We start from the raw sequence: 14,623 nt of genomic DNA on the forward strand, positions 1-14,623 counted from the left end.
CGGTTCCGCCATCTCAGAGTGAGACCTCCGCGGAGGGTGCCCGCCGCGTTCTGATGATCCGGCAAGGCCGCGACGACGGCGTCCGGCCCCCGCCGAGAAGGACGGTGTGCACATGACCGCGACCGCGGAACGCGCCGAGAAGACCGGGCCGGCCGACCGGCCCTCTGCCGAGGAGCTGATCGCCCGCGCCGAGGCCCTCGTCCCCGTGCTGCGCGAGCGCGCCCAGCACTGCGAGGAGCTGCGCCGGGTCCCCGACGAGACCATGGCCGACCTGACCGAGGCCGGGCTGTTCGACCTGGTCGCGCCGCGCAGCCTCGGCGGGTACGGCTACGGGATGCGCGAGTTCGGCACGATCACCCGGATCCTCGCGCAGGGCTGCGCGTCCACGGCGTGGGTCTACTCGTTCCTCGTGGTGCACAACGTGTCGCTGGTGCAGGACACCCCGCACCTCCTGCACGGCAAGGCGTTCGCCGCGTGCGCGCTGTCGGCGGGGTTCCAGGCCACCCCGTCCGGCACGGCGGTCCCGGTCGAGGGCGGCTGGCGGCTCACCGGGAAATGGCCCTTCGCCAGCGGGATCATGAACTCGGAGTACTCGCTGCTCATCACCACCGAGGACCGCGGCGACGGGAGCGAGCCCGCGCTGCTCGGCCTGGTCGTCGACGTCGCGGACGTGACGATCCACGACGTCTGGCACATGTCCGGGATGAAGGGCACCGGCTCCAACACGTTCTCCTGCGAGGACCTCTTCGTGCCCGCCGACCGGCAGTGGACCGTGTTCGGGCAGGAGCCGATCCACCCGCTCGACCACGGCGACGACCGTCCGCTCGAGGGCTTCTCGATGATCCGGATGTTCGACGTGCTGCTGGCCGCCGTCGCGGTCGGCAGCGCGGAGGCCTGCCTCGCCGACTACAAGCAGCGGATCCTGACCCGCACCGTCGGGTTCGGGCTCGGCCCGCAGCGCGAGCACCGCGAGGCGTGGGTGCGCTACGGCGACGCGGTCACCCGCACCCGGATCGCGCGGCTGGTGTGGGACGAGACCCACCGCGTCGTCACCGAGCTCGCCGACGCCGGCAACAAGGCATCCCTGGAGCAGGCCTGCGAGCTCCGCATGGCGTCGCCGGCGATCTGCCGGCTCGCCCGCGAGGCGATCGACACCATGCTCGACGGCGCCGGGTCCAGCGTGAACGAGCTGCGCAGCCCCTTCCAGCGCCACAAGCGGGACGTCGACACCCTCAAGAGCCACTCCTACCTGCACTGGGACGGCGCGGCGGTCACCGCGGGCGCGGCGCTCCTCGGCGTCACCGACGAGCCCGACGGCCTCCTGCTGGTCTGAGCCGCGGTGCGCGACGAGGGGTGCCGGGCGCCGTCGCCGCGCACCGCCCGTCAGGCGATGCCGAAGCGGCGGATCTTCCGGTAGATCGTCGCGCGGGAGATGCCCAGGTCGGCGGCGGCGCGGTCCTTGTTGCCGCCGGCCTTCTCCAGGGCCGCCACGATCGCGTCCCGCTCGGTGCTCTCCATCCGCGCGAGCGGGCGCGTCGGCGGGCCGGCGCGGTACCCCTCGGGCAGGTGGCGGACGGCGATGTCGAAGTGCATCGCCGCGACCGTCGCGCCGGCCAGGACCCGGCGCAGCTCGCGGACATTGCCCGGCCAGGGGTGGGCGCGCAGCGCGGTCAGCGCCTGCGCGGTGCACCGCGGCCGCGGCCCGTCGGCGGGGGCGAGCTCGCCGAGCAGCTCCTCCACCAGGGCCGACAGGTCGGCCGCCCGGTCCCGCAGCGGCGGCACGGCCAGGGCGGCCCCGGCCTGGTCGAGCAGCCCGCCCGGGCGCCCGTCCGGCCTGGTCGCCGTCAGGACGACCCGGGCCTCGGCCGCGCCGACCAGGGCGGTCAGCGCGCCGTCGGCGTCGAGCTCCTCGGCCCGGCGCAGCACCACCGTCGCGTGCGGATCGGCGAGCGCCGCCGGGAGGTCCGCCGGCCGGTCCGCCCGGCAGTCGACGACCGTGCAGGGACCGTCCCCCGCCCGCTCGTGCAGCCACCGCGCCAGCCGCGTCTTGCCGACACCGGGTTCGCCGTGCAGCAGCAGCGGCCCGCCCAGCTCGGCGAGCCGGCCGGCCCGCCGTTGCAGCTGCGCCCACGTCGAACCGGGACCGGAACCGGAGCCGGCGGTCGCCCGCCCGTCGGCGGGGACCATGGTGACCACGACCCCGGCCGGCCACGGCCCGCCGCCGTCGACCGGTGCGCACCGGGCGTCGACGACGACGTCGCGGGTCAGGGTCAGCCGCCCGGTGATCTCCCGGCCCGAGGCCACCGCCCCACGGGCCCAGTCCCACAGCAGGGCGTGGTCGGCGGGCTCGAACAGCTGGGCGGCCGCCGAGTTGGTGAAGAGGAACTCCTCGTTGAGCGAGGCCACGGCCACGCTGCGGCGGCGCCGCGAGCGCGCCACGAACTCCTCGAACAGCGCCCGCTCGTGCACGGTGGCCTGCTCCCGCAGCCGCACCTCGATCTCGCGGACCGCCTCGGTGAGCAGGGGCAGCAGGAGCTCGTTGGTGTCCCGGGAGGCGCAGGTGAGGTCGAGGACGCCCTCGAGCCGGCGGGACAGCGGGTCGAGGACCGGCACGCCGACGCAGGTGAAGTCCTGCATCGCGTCCTGGTAGTGCTCGCCGCCGACGATCAGCGTGGGGCGCCGCTCCTCGACCACCGTGCCGAGCCCGTTGGTGCCCACCCGCTCCTCGCCGAGGCAGCAGCCGGGCGAGGCGGAGATCGCGTCGAGCCCGGCGAACAGCGCCGCGCGCCCGGCGCCCCGCCAGAGGATCCAGGCTTGGGCGTCGGCCAGCACCACGGCCGTCGTCGTGCCGGCCAGCTGGGCCACGAGCCGGTCGAGCACCGGCTCGGCCGCGCGCAGCAGCCGCGGCGTGCCGGAGCGGTCCGGGTCGGCGGGGCCGGTCGGCATCCGGCCGGGGTCCACACCGGAGAGCAGCGAGCGCCGCCACGACGCCGCGATCTCGGGGCGGACCAGCTCCTCGGTCGCGGTGGCGACCGGTGACGACGCCGTGATCGCCGACGTCACCTCCGCGGACGCCGCCGACACCGCCGACACCGCCGCCGCGCCGGGACCGGCCGACAGGAGCCGCTCCCGGGCCCGCCTGATGAGCCGCTGGCCCTCCGGGCTCCAGCGCGCCGGCGCCGGCCGCACCCGGCCGTGCGCGACCGCGCCTGTGGACGATGCCTGCGCCATCCCGACCTCCTCGTCGGCACGCCCCCGATCTTCTCGACCCTGCCTGCCGAACGGTCGTCGGGCAACCCCCGACGACCGTTCGGCCGGGGTCCGGGTCAGCCGCCCGCGGCCTCCCGGCGCTGCCGGGTGGTGCGGTGCTCGGGGTCGGTGTCGAACTTCGGGATCACGTGCTCGCCCATCAGCTTGATCATGCGCAGCGTCTCGTCCTTGCTCTTCACGCCGCGCAGCATCAGGAACTGGTCGGCCCCGGTGGCCTCCCAGCGGCGCAGCTGGGCGATCACGTCCTCGGGGTCGCCGACGATCGCCGCCCCCAGCTCGAGGAACCCGTCGAGGGCCTCCTCGGTGAGCTCGGGGAGCACCTCGGGCCACACCGGGAACCCCTCCGGCCGCGGGAAGGTGTCGTGGTACCGGAAGACCTGCGACATCTGGTAGTGGTTGCCGCCGTTGAGGAAGTCGCGGCGGGCCGTCTCCCGGTCCTCCGCGATCGAGTTGAACCCGTTGGCCACGATGAGGTTGTCGTTGACCCAGGCGCCGATCGGGTCGTCGCAGCGGGCGACCGCGTCCTTGTAGGCCTTGATCGCCAGCTCGGTCTTCGGGATCTCGTCGAGGGAGAAGCCCAGCGCGCCCATGCCGCGGCGGCCGCACATCTCGAAGCTGGTGGTGTTGCCCGCGGCGTACCAGATCGGCGGGTGCAGCGGACCGTACGGCTTCGGTAGCACCCGCCGCGCCGGCATGTCCCAGTACTTGCCGGAGAAGCCGGGGTACTCGTCCTTCAGCCACATCTTCGTGAACTCGGGCACCGTCTCGAAGAAGATGTCCTTGGTCTCGTTCACGTCCGTGACGTGGGTGTGGAAGCCCTTCACCTCGTGGCTGCCGGCGCCGCGGCCGACGCCGAACTCGAAGCGCCCCTCGGTGAGGTGGTCGAGCATCGCGACCCGCTCCGCGACCGCGGCGGGGTGGTGCACGCGCGGCAGCGGGTTGAAGATCCCGGAGCCGACGTGGGCCCGTGTGGTGAGCGCCCCGAGCGCGCCGAGGAACACGTCGTTCGACGAGATGTGGCTGTACTCGTCGAGGAAGTGGTGCTCGGAGATCCAGATGTACTTGAACCCGGCCTGCTCGGCGGCCAGGCACAGCTCCAGGTCCTCCATGAGCACCCGGTGCTCCGCGTCGGGGTCGGTGCGGCGGTCGGCGGGCAGGTAGCCCTGGGTCAGGAAGCCGAACTCCATCGCCGTCCCCTCTCAGACCGCGGCCGCGTCGACGACCGCGCTGCGCACCTGCGCCCGGACGAACGCGCCGATCCGGTCGATCGCCGCGGCCCCCTCGGGCAGCCGGTCGGCGAACATCGGGAACACGTGCACCATCTCGTACCCGACCTGCAGGAACGCCTCGCCGCCCGCTCGGAGCACGCCGTCGGCGATCCGCACGGCGTCGTCCTCGAGGACCTCGCTGCTGCCCACCTGGACCAGCAGGGGCGGCAGCCCCGCCAGGTTCCCCAGCAGCGGTGACGCCCGGTGGTCGGCCGGGTCGGCCCCCTGCAGATAGCCCTGCTGCATCTCGGTGAGCACGGCCCGGCTCACGAGCGGGTCGACGGCCTCGCGGCCGTCCATCGAGTCACCGGAGAGGGTCAGGTCGGCCCAGGGCGACATCAGCACGCCGGCCGCCGGCAGCGGGTCGCCCGCGTCCCGGGCCGCGGCGAGGACCGCCAGCGCCAGGCCACCGCCGGCCGAGTCGCCGGACACCACGAGCGAACCCGGGTCGACGCCGTCGGCGAGCATCCCGCGGTAGGCGGCCACGCCGTCGTCGTGGGCCGCCGGGAAGGCGTGTTCCGGGGCGAGCCGGTAGTCGGCGAGGAACACCCGGGCGCCGGCGGCCCGCGCGAGCCGCGCCCCTAGATCGCGGTGGCTGGTCGGCGAGCCGATCAGGTAGCCGCCCGCGTGGAAGTGCAGGATCGTCGTCGCGCCGCTCCCGGGGACCTCCACCCACGTGCCGCGCACGCCCCCGACCACGCCCTCGGTGAGGGTGGCGTCGGCGGCCGGCTCGGGGCACATGCCGTCGAAGCCCGTCCGCATCTCCTCGAGGGTCGCGTCCTCCCGCAGCCAGCCCGCGTAGGCCGCCGCGGCCATGTCGTTCACCCGTGCCGAGACCATCGCTCCTCCGTCGGTACCCGCGGGCCGCGCCGCCCGCTCCACGGGGAGATCACCAGCCCGCGGGCGCGCGCGGAGGTCTCAGTCTGAGATCGGCCGGTCTCAGAGTGAGACCTCCGCGGCGACGGGCCGGTTGCCTAGCGTCGACGGCGGGGCCGGCGGCGTGGCCGGCCCGAGGAAGCCGATCGGAACGGTGGTGCACCCATGGGACGGATGGACGGCAAGGTCGCGCTGGTCACCGGGGCGGCGCGCGGGCAGGGCCGCTCGCACGCGCTGCGGCTGGCCGAGGAGGGCGCGGAGATCGTCGCCGTCGACCTCTGCGCGCAGATCGAGTCCGTGCCGTACGGCATGTCGAAGCCGGAGGACCTCGCCGAGACGGCCAAGCTGATCGAGGAGCTGGACCGCCGGGTCGTCAGCCGGGAGGCCGACGTCCGGGACTCCGGCTCCCTCGACGCCGCCGTGCAGGCGGGCCTGTCGGAGTTCGGGCACATCGACGTCGTCTGCGCCAACGCGGGCATCTTCAGCTACGCCCCCGCCTGGGAGATGACCGACCAGATGTGGGACGAGATGCTCGCGGTCAACGTGACCGGCGTGTGGAAGACCCTCCGGGCGGCGCTGCCCTCGATGATCGAGCGCGGTGCGGGCGGCTCCCTGGTGCTGACCAGCTCCACGGCCGGGCTGCGCGGGTTCGCGAACATGGTCCACTACACCGCGGCCAAGCACGGCGTCGTCGGGATCATGCGGACGATGGTGCAGGAGGTGTCGCAGTACGGGATCCGCTGCAACACGGTGCACCCCACCGCCGTCGACACCGACATGATCCAGAACGAGCCGATGTACAAGCTGTTCCTGCCGGACGCGAAGCCCGAGGAGCTGACCCGGGAGCGCTACGGCGAGGCCTTCCAGGCGCTGCACACCATGCCGCACCCCTGGGTCGAGCCGCACGACATCTCCAACGCCGTGCTCTGGCTGGCCTCCGACGAGTCCCGCTACGTCACGGGCCAGACCCTCGCCGTCGACCTCGGGTTCCTCGAGAAGGTCTGACGCAGGTCCGCTGCGCGGTGGGTGGTGCCGGAACACCACCCACCGCGCTCGGCGGAATCAGCGGGGCGGGCGACGGGTTGGGCCAGGTATGACCGCCGCCACAGACTTCGACCCGCACGCCCTGCTGGCCGAGAGCCGCCTCGGGGTGCTCGCCACGATCAAGAAGGACGGGGGGCCCCAGCTCTCCCCGGTGACCCCCTTCTACGACCGCGAGGCGGGCACCATCTCGGTCTCGATGACGGAGGGCCGGGCGAAGACGGCGAACCTGCGCCGCGACCCGCGGGCCGCGCTCGAGGTGACCAGTCCCGACGGGTGGGGATGGGCCACCGCGGAGGGCCCGGTGACGCTGACCGGGCCGGGCGCGAGCCCCGACTCCCCCGAGGTCGAGGCGCTCGTCGAGTACTACCGCCGGGCGGCCGGCGAGCATCCGGACTGGACGGAGTACCGGGAGACCATGGTCGCGGACCGCCGGGTGCTCATGACCATGACGGTCGAACGGGTCTACGGGGCCCGGATCCGGTAACCCGACACGGGAGCTTTCCTCCACTCCGGAGTGAACCGCGTGTCGCTCCCTCGGAGTTGCTCGCTCTTCGTGGTCGCATTTCCCCTGGAACACGGTCTCCGGGGGGAGCGGACATGCGCGTGGGACTGCTGCCGACAACGGTCGGGCGACTGCTCGTGACGGTCGGTGCCGGGCTGCTCCTGCTGGCGCCGGCCGCGAGCGCCGAGCCGCTCCCCCCACCCCCGGACCGGCCCGAGCGCATCGTCGAGTCGCTCTCCGAGGCGGTCGAGGTCGCCCCGGGCGTCACGCACCGGGACATCACCACGACCACCGCCGCCGGGAACGTGATGGGCGACGTGGTCGAGGTCGACCTCACCACACCCGGGGTGCACGCCGACCTGCTCACGCCCGGTGCCGTCGCGGCCCGCGCCGGGGTCAAGGCGATGGCCGACGGCAGCGGCGCCGTCGCCGGGATCAACGGGGACTTCTTCGACATCGGCCGCACCAGCGCACCGGCCGGCCCGGCGGTGCAGAACGGCCGGTTCCTCAAGGCCGCGGTGCCGCAGGGCCGCCGCGCCGCGCCCGCGGTCCCGGGAGCCGAGATGGACTACGTGTTCGCGGTCGGCACCGACGGGGTGGCCCGGGTCGACCGGCTGCCGCTGCGGGGCGAGGTGCGGCGCACGGGGATCGAGCAGGTCTCCTACGAGGGCCCGCGCACCGAGCGGGACACCGAGCAGGACGCCCTGCCGATCGTCGCGCTCAACCAGTTCGCCGTACCGGTCGGCGGCATCGGCGTGTTCACCTCGGACTGGGGCGACGCCGACCGCGCCCGCACCCTCTGCGGCTCCGACACCGACCGGGACGCGCCGTGCGCGGCCGACCAGGCGGAGGTCGTGGTCCGCGACGGCGCCGTGACCGCGGTCCGCGCGCCCGGGGCGGGGCGGCTGCCCGCGGAGGAGACCGCGCTGGTCGGGCGCGAGCAGGGCGCCGCCGCGCTGCGCGGTCTGAAGGTCGGCGACCGGGTGAGCGTGGACTACGGCCTGGTGCCGGCGAGCGGGGTCGCACCGCGGATGGCCGTCGGGGGCAGCCCGATCCTGCGCGACGGGGCCCCCACCGAGCGGCTCGACGACGGCGCCCGCGCCCCGCGCAGCGGCGCCGGGGCGACCGCCGACGGCCACCGGATGCTCCTGGTGACGGTCGACGGCCGGCAGTCCGACAGCGTGGGCGCCACCTTGTTGCAGTTCTCGAACCTGCTGCGCGAGCTGGGTCTCGACGACGCCGTCAACCTCGACGGCGGCGGCTCCTCCACCCTCGCCTACCGTGACGGCGGCGCCCCCGCGACGACGATCGTCAACGACCCGTCCGACCCCTCGCCCCGCCTGGTGCCCAACGGCATCGGCGTCTACTCGGGATAGCCGCCGGGTAGCCTCGGTACCGGACATTCCGGACCGAGGAGCCCACGTGCCCCGCACCCGCCGAACCCGCACGGGCCGCGCGATCGCCGTCCTGCTCGCACTCGCCCTGGCCGCCGTCGCCGTGTTCGCGGTGGTGCGGTTCGACGTGGCGGACCGGCTCCGGGACCGGGTAGCGCCCGAGCCGTCCCCCGGCTGCGTCGCCGACGACCCGACCAGCGAGGGCTGCCTCACCCCCGCGACGCTCGCCCTGCACGACCGGGCGGAGGCGGAGTTCGGCGACCGGCTGCGCGGCACCACCTGCTGGAGCGCGCACGAGTGGAACCCCTCGAGCGACCACCCGCAGGGCCGGGCCTGCGACTTCTTCCCCACCGGCGCCGGCACCTTCCCCGAGGGCGCCGAGCTGGAGACCGGGTGGGCGGTCGCGAACTGGCTGCGGGACCACGCCGAGGAGCTCGACGTCCGGTACGTCATCTGGCAGGGCCGGATCTGGTACCGCAGCGCGTTGTTCCCCGACGAGGACGGGTGGGGCCGCCCGTACGGCGGCGGCGGCGTCTACGACCCGTCCGACGCCACCGGTGGCCACTTCGACCACGTGCACGTCTCCGTGCGACGGTAGCCGGGTGTCGGCCTGGCTGAGCTGGTCCTGCAGGAAGGACGGCGCCTGCGCGCTGGGGGTCAGCGCGGACGTCACCGGGCTCTTCACCACGGTCACGGCCGGCCGGGTGCCGGTCCACGGCGTCCGGCAGCAGCTCGTCGAGGCACAGGCCGCGGCGCTGGGCCTGCCGCTGCACGTCGTCGAGCTGCCGTGGCCGTGCCCGAACGCGGAGTACGAACGGCGGACCGGCGCGGCGCTCGCCGCCGCCCGCGCGGCCGGTGCGGACACCGTGGTCTACGGCGACCTCTTCCTGGACGACATCCGCGCCTACCGCGAGCGCACGCTGGCCGGCACCGGGCTCACCCCGCGGTTCCCGCTGTGGGGCAGGCCGACCGGGCCGCTCGCCCGGGACATGATCGCGGCCGGGCTGCGCGCCGTCGTCGTCTCCGTGGACCCGACGAGGATGCCGGCCGACCTCGCCGGGCACGCGTTCGACGAGGAGTTCCTCGCCGCCCTGCCCGCGGGCGTCGACCCCTGCGGGGAGAACGGCGAGTTCCACACCTTCGTCACCGACGGACCCGGCTTCCGCGCCCCCGTACCCGTCACGGTCGACGGCGTGGTCGACCGGGACGGGATGACGGTCGCCGAGCTCGTGCCCGGGATCAGCCGAGCAGCTCGGTGACCAGCCCGCCGACGGCCTCGGTCTCGATGAGGAAGCCGTCGTGCCCGTACGGGGACTCGATCAACCGCAGCTCCGCGCCGGGGATGCCCGCCGCCAGCTCCTCCTGCTGCGCGACCGGGTAGAGCCGGTCCGAGCTGATCCCGACGACCGTGGTGCGGGCCGTGACCCGGGCCAGCGCCGCGGCCGTGCCGCCCCGCCCGCGCCCGACGTCGTGGGCGTTCATCAGCTCGGTGAGCCGGACGTAGGAGCCGGCGTCGAAGCGGTGCACCAGCTTCGCCGCGTGGTGGTCCAGGTAGGACTCCACGGCGTACCGGCCGCCGTGGAACGGGTCCTCACCGGGCTGCGGGTCGCGGCCGAAGCGGGTGGCCAGCTCGTAGCCGCTGCGGTAGCTCAGGTGGGCGATCCGCCGGGCCACGCCCAGTCCCGCGTGCGGCCCCGCCCCCACCGGGAGGTCGTGGTAGTCGCCGCCGTGCCAGCCCGGGTCGGCCCGGATGGCCGCCAGCTGCGGGGCGGCCCACCCGATCTGGTCCGCCGAGGCGGCCGCCGGCGACGCCAGCAGCATCAGCCGGGCGACCCGCTCGGGCTCGCTCGCGGCCCACTCCAGCGCACGCATGCCGCCCATCGACCCGCCGACGACCAGCGCCCACGTGCCGACGCCGAGCGCGTCGGCCAGCGGGACCTCGGACCGGACCGTGTCCCGGGCGGTGACCAGCGGGAACCGGCTCCCCCACGGGCGCCCGTCCGGCGCCCGCGACGCCGGCCCGGTGGTGCCCTGGCAGCCGCCGACGACGTTCGGCGCCACCACGAACCACCGGTCGGTGTCCAACGGGCGGCCCGGCCCGATCAGCCCGTCCCACCAGCCTGCGGTCGGGTGCCCCGGTCCCGCCGGGCCGGTCACGTGCGCGTCGCCGGTGAGGGCGTGCAGGACCAGCACGGCGTTGGACCCGGTCGCGTCGAGCTCGCCCCAGGTCTCGTAGGCGAGCCGGACGCCGGGGAGCTCCCCGCCGGACTCGAGCGGCAGCGGGGCGGAGAGGTCCAGGAAGCGGCGTCGGCCGGGATCCGCTCCCTCCCGCCACGCGCCGGTGGCGGGAGGGAGCAGAGTCTCCGGATCCGTGGTCGTCACGCGCTCTTGGCCGCCCGGAACCCGGCGTCGAGGTCGGCCTTGATGTCCTCGATGCCCTCCAGGCCCACCGACAGCCGGATGAGGCCCGGTCCGACGCCCGTGGCCAACTGCTCCTCGCCGGAGAGCTGGCTGTGGGTGGTCGACGCCGGGTGGATCACCAGGCTGCGGACGTCGCCGATGTTGGCGAGGTGGCTGTGCAGCTCCAGCGCGTCGACGAACTTCTTGCCCGCCTCGACGCCCCCGCGGATGTCGAACGCGACGATCGCGCCCGCGCCCTTGGGCAGGTACTTCTGCTGCAGCGCGTGCCACGGGCTGGACGGCAGGCCGGCGTAGTAGACCTTCTCCACCTCGTCCCGGCCCTCGAGCCACTCCGCGACGGCCTGCGCGTTCTGCACGTGCCGCTCGAGCCGCAGCGACAGCGTCTCGATGCCCTGGATGAGCAGGAACGAGTTCAGCGGCGCGATCGCCGGGCCGAGGTCGCGCAGCAGCTGCACGCGGAACTTGATCAGGAAGGCCTGCGGGCCGAGGGCCTCCCAGTAGTTCAGCCCGTGGTAGCTCGGGTCGGCCGTGGTCAGGCCCGGGAACCGCTCGGCCTGGGCGCCCCAGTCGAAGTTGCCCGAGTCCACGACGACGCCGCCGATGCTCGTCCCGTGTCCGCCGAGGAACTTCGTGGCCGAGTGCACCACGATGTCCGCGCCGTGCTCGAACGGCCGCACCAGGTACGGCGTCGGCACGGTGTTGTCGACGATCAGCGGCACGCCCACCTCGTGCGCCAGGTCGGCGACGGCGCGGATGTCGAGGACGTTGCTGCGCGGGTTGCCGATCGACTCGGCGTAGAAGGCCTTGGTGTTCGGCCGGACCGCGGCTCGCCACTCCTCGATGCTGTCAGGGTCCTCGACGAACGTGACGTCGATGCCCAGCTTCGGCAGCGTGTAGTGGAAGAGGTTGTACGTGCCGCCGTACAGGGAGGCGGAGGACACGAAGTGGTCCCCGGCCTGCGCGATGTTGAGGATCGCCAGGGTCTGCGCGGCCTGCCCGGAGGCGACGGCGACGGCCCCGATACCGCCCTCGAGCGCGGCCACGCGCTGCTCGAGGACGTCCTGCGTCGGGTTCATGATCCGGGTGTAGATGTTGCCCAGCTCGGCGAGCCCGAACAGTGCCGCGGCGTGGTCGGTGTCCCGGAACGTGTACGACGTCGTCTGGTAGATCGGGGTGGCGCGGGCACCGGTCGTCGGGTCCGACGTGGCGCCGGCGTGGACCTGCTTGGTCTCGAAGGACCAGGCGGCGGTGGGGTCGTTCTCGGGCATGCAGGGTCTCCTGAGGTGATCGTTCGGGGGCGACGCGTGGGGATGTGGTTCAGCCGCGCGAACGACAGGCCGCGCTGGTCACGCGCATGAAGTCGACATGGCGACGGGCCACGAGGCGGATCACGAAGGCGACCGTAACGGGGTCGTCATACCGGCACAACACCGGTCCGGGTGGCGGTCCCCGTGCCGGTTACCCTGCCGGGCGTGCTCGTCCTGCTGCCGCCGTCGGAGACCAAGCGCACCGGGGGCGACGGGCCACCGCTCGACCTCGCGGCGCTGAGCCACCCGGAGCTCGACCCGGTGCGCAAGGCACTGGTCGACGAGCTGGTGGAGCTGGCCGACGACGTCCACGCCGCGCGCGCGGCCCTGGGCCTGTCCGAGCGGCAGGGCGACGAGATCGAGCGCAACGCGTCCCTGTGGACCTCCCCCACCGCCCCGGCGATCACCCGGTACACCGGCGTGCTCTACGACGCGCTCGACGTCGGGTCGCTGCGGGGGGCCGCCGCGGGCCGGGCGCGGGAGCGGCTCACCGTGGGGTCGGCGCTGTTCGGCCTGGTCCACGCGGGCGACCCGATCCCGGCCTACCGGCTGTCGGCGGGCTCGGCGCTGCCCTCGGGCGGCACGCTCGCGGCCCGGTGGAAGCCCGTGCTGGAACCGGTGCTCGCCGCGATCGCGGCCGAGCAGCTGGTGGTGGACCTGCGGTCCGGCGCCTACGCGCAGCTGGCGCGGGTCCCGGGCGCGGTCACGGTCAACGTGCTCGCCGAGCGCGCCGACGGGTCCCGCTCGGTGGTGAGCCACCACAACAAGTCGCACAAGGGCGGGCTGGCCCGGCTGCTGGTGAGCAGTCGCGCCGAGCCGGCCGACGCGGCGGGGGTCGCGCGCCTCGCCCGCCGCGCCGGCCACGTCGTCGAGCGCACCGCCGACCACCTCGACCTGGTCATCCCCGCCTAGCCCCCGCAAGTCGCACCCCGACCTCCCGCGAGTCGGGAGTTCCGGATGCGCGAGTCGGTAGTTTCAGGTGCGCGAGTCGGCAGTTCCGGGCGCGCGAGTCGGCAGTTCCGGGCGCGCGAGTCGGCAGTTCCGGGCGCGCGAGTCGGCAGTTCCGGGCGCGCGAGTCGGCAGTTCCGGGCGCGCGAGTCGGCAGTTCCGAGTGCGCGAGTCGGTAGTTCCCGGCGCGCGAGTCGGCAGTTCCGGGAGACGGGCGCCGGGTCCGGAGCGGGGAGCCCCCCGGATTTCGGCAACCGTGCCGCGTCGCCTGCGCGATCCCCGACCCACACCCGGAGCCATGATCACCGACCGTGGAGCGCGAACGTCGAAAACCGACCGCCTTCGCCCCGACGCCGTGATCATGATCAACGAGCCGCGCAGCAGCACCGCGAGTCGACACCGGCACCGACACCGGCGGCGACACCGACCGCGACACCGACCGCGCGGAAAACAGGTTGAGCGCGCGGCATCGGCCGCGCGACCCTCGCCCGGTCGACGTGAGGTCCGGCCGACGTGAGGTGGAGGAGGTGCCCCGTGACGACCGCCGCCCGGGTGGCGGCGCGCAGGCGCGCGCCCTCCCGCCACCGCACCCCGCGCTGAGGCCGGCACCGAGGTCGCTCGCGTGGGGTGTCCACCCCACGTCAGGAGAACCCTTCTCATGCGCGAGCGCATGCCCAAGCGCCGTCGTGGCTTCGACGACGACGAGTACGTCCCCCACCCCGTGCCCCTGCACGAGGACCCCGACATCCCGCCCGCCGGCGACCGCTGGTCGACCTGGACCGGCGCGCAGCACGGCCCCGAGCCCCGCCCGGCCTGGGTGCAGACCGCGCACGCCGCGGTCGACACCGAGCTCGGCGTGCTGAAGACCGGCAAGGAGGCCGACGTCCACCTGGTCGAGCGCGGGGTCCCCGGCGCGCCGGGGGTGCTGATGGCCGCCAAGCGGTACCGCACCGACGACCACCGGATGTTCCACCGCGACGCCGGCTACCAGGAGGGGCGCCGCGTACGCCGTTCCCGGGAGATGCGGGCCATGTCCAACCGGACCGCGTTCGGCCGCGAACTGCTGTCCGGGCAGTGGGCGGCCGCGGAGTTCGCAGCGCTGTCCACGCTGTGGTCGGCCGGTCTGCCGGTCCCCTACCCCGTCCAGCTCGACGGCACGGAGCTGCTGCTCGAGTTCGTCGGGGACGGGACGACGGCGGCGCCCCGGCTGGCCCAGCTCCGCCCGACGCGAGCGGAGCTGGCCGACCTGTGGGTCCAGCTGGTCGAGGCCCTGCGCGGCCTGGCCCGGCACGGCTGGGCGCACGGCGACCTGTCCGCCTACAACCTGCTGGTGCGCCGCGGCCGGCTGGTGCTGATCGACCTGCCCCAGGTCGTGGACCTCGTCGGCAACCCGCACGGGGCCGAGTTCCTGGTCCGCGACGTCCGGCGCGTGGCGGAGTGGTTCACCGCCCGCGGGCTGCCCGGCGAGCCCGGCGAGGAGCTCTTCCACGAGCTGGTCGGCGAGGCGGGCCTGGCCTAAGTCACGGGTGGGTGGCGCCCCCGCGCCACCCACCCGTGCGGACCACGGTGGGCGAGCACACCCTCCGGCGACCT

General features: G+C 74.5%; 13 protein-coding genes. 8 read left to right on the forward strand and 5 right to left on the reverse strand.

What is annotated here, in order from left to right; genetic code table 11:
• Positions 1-112 precede the first annotated feature (112 nt).
• Entirely contained in the window at positions 113-1,333 is a 1,221-nt protein-coding gene (locus tag LWC35_RS22705) for an acyl-CoA dehydrogenase family protein (protein ID WP_232872243.1), read from the forward strand.
• Positions 1,334-1,383: 50 nt separating this feature from the next.
• Here the strand turns inward: LWC35_RS22705 and LWC35_RS22710 are convergent, their stop codons facing one another.
• The 3 genes from LWC35_RS22710 to LWC35_RS22720 all read right to left on the reverse strand — a co-directional run bounded on the left by LWC35_RS22710 (position 1,384) and on the right by LWC35_RS22720 (position 5,378).
• Complete coding sequence (locus LWC35_RS22710; protein ID WP_232872245.1) at positions 1,384-3,231, reverse strand: sigma-54-dependent Fis family transcriptional regulator; 1,848 nt, start codon at positions 3,229-3,231, stop codon at positions 1,384-1,386.
• Between the two features lie 95 nt (positions 3,232-3,326).
• Positions 3,327-4,457 (reverse strand): LLM class flavin-dependent oxidoreductase, encoded by a 1,131-nt coding sequence (locus LWC35_RS22715; protein WP_232872246.1) that lies wholly within the window; start codon positions 4,455-4,457, stop codon positions 3,327-3,329.
• Positions 4,458-4,469: 12 nt separating this feature from the next.
• The gene (locus LWC35_RS22720) at positions 4,470-5,378 is read right to left on the reverse strand and encodes an alpha/beta hydrolase fold domain-containing protein (RefSeq protein ID WP_232872247.1); all 909 of its coding nucleotides are present in this window, start codon (positions 5,376-5,378) and stop codon (positions 4,470-4,472) included.
• A 201-nt stretch (positions 5,379-5,579) separates the two neighbouring features.
• Between LWC35_RS22720 and LWC35_RS22725 the strand changes: the two genes are divergently transcribed.
• The 5 genes from LWC35_RS22725 to LWC35_RS22745 all read left to right on the forward strand — a co-directional run bounded on the left by LWC35_RS22725 (position 5,580) and on the right by LWC35_RS22745 (position 9,613).
• Positions 5,580-6,419 carry a mycofactocin-coupled SDR family oxidoreductase gene (locus LWC35_RS22725; RefSeq protein WP_232872248.1) on the forward strand — a complete coding sequence of 280 codons (840 nt, stop codon included), beginning with the start codon at positions 5,580-5,582 and terminating at the stop codon, positions 6,417-6,419.
• A gap of 88 nt (positions 6,420-6,507) precedes the next feature.
• The gene (locus LWC35_RS22730) at positions 6,508-6,942 is read left to right on the forward strand and encodes a PPOX class F420-dependent oxidoreductase (protein WP_232872249.1); all 435 of its coding nucleotides are present in this window, start codon (positions 6,508-6,510) and stop codon (positions 6,940-6,942) included.
• A 113-nt stretch (positions 6,943-7,055) separates the two neighbouring features.
• On the forward strand, positions 7,056-8,336 hold the full coding sequence (locus LWC35_RS22735) for a phosphodiester glycosidase family protein (protein WP_232872250.1): 1,281 nt from the start codon (positions 7,056-7,058) through the stop codon (positions 8,334-8,336).
• 46 nt (positions 8,337-8,382) lie between these two features.
• Positions 8,383-8,952 carry a VldE C-terminal domain-containing protein gene (locus tag LWC35_RS22740; RefSeq protein WP_232872251.1) on the forward strand — a complete coding sequence of 190 codons (570 nt, stop codon included), beginning with the start codon at positions 8,383-8,385 and terminating at the stop codon, positions 8,950-8,952.
• Between the two features lie 4 nt (positions 8,953-8,956).
• Complete coding sequence (locus LWC35_RS22745) at positions 8,957-9,613, forward strand: Dph6-related ATP pyrophosphatase (RefSeq protein WP_232872252.1); 657 nt, start codon at positions 8,957-8,959, stop codon at positions 9,611-9,613.
• Here the strand turns inward: LWC35_RS22745 and metX are convergent.
• Complete coding sequence (gene metX, locus LWC35_RS22750; protein ID WP_232872253.1) at positions 9,594-10,736, reverse strand: homoserine O-acetyltransferase MetX; 1,143 nt, start codon at positions 10,734-10,736, stop codon at positions 9,594-9,596. The genes LWC35_RS22745 and metX overlap by 20 nt on opposite strands.
• Positions 10,733-12,043: a bifunctional o-acetylhomoserine/o-acetylserine sulfhydrylase gene (locus LWC35_RS22755; RefSeq protein ID WP_232872254.1), complete on the reverse strand. Its 1,311-nt coding sequence runs from the start codon at positions 12,041-12,043 to the stop codon at positions 10,733-10,735. Before LWC35_RS22755 ends, metX begins: the two co-directional genes overlap by 4 nt.
• A gap of 204 nt (positions 12,044-12,247) precedes the next feature.
• Between LWC35_RS22755 and yaaA the strand changes: the two genes are divergently transcribed.
• Positions 12,248-12,994 (forward strand): peroxide stress protein YaaA, encoded by a 747-nt coding sequence (yaaA, locus tag LWC35_RS22760; RefSeq protein ID WP_232872256.1) that lies wholly within the window; start codon positions 12,248-12,250, stop codon positions 12,992-12,994.
• A 694-nt stretch (positions 12,995-13,688) separates the two neighbouring features.
• Positions 13,689-14,549, forward strand: coding sequence for a serine protein kinase RIO (locus LWC35_RS22765; RefSeq protein ID WP_308194636.1), 861 nt, complete (start codon positions 13,689-13,691; stop codon positions 14,547-14,549).
• Positions 14,550-14,623: the final 74 nt, after the last annotated feature.

The sequence above is a fragment of the Pseudonocardia kujensis genome (assembly GCF_021283305.1).
Taxonomy (GTDB): Bacteria; Actinomycetota; Actinomycetes; order Mycobacteriales; family Pseudonocardiaceae; genus Pseudonocardia; species Pseudonocardia kujensis.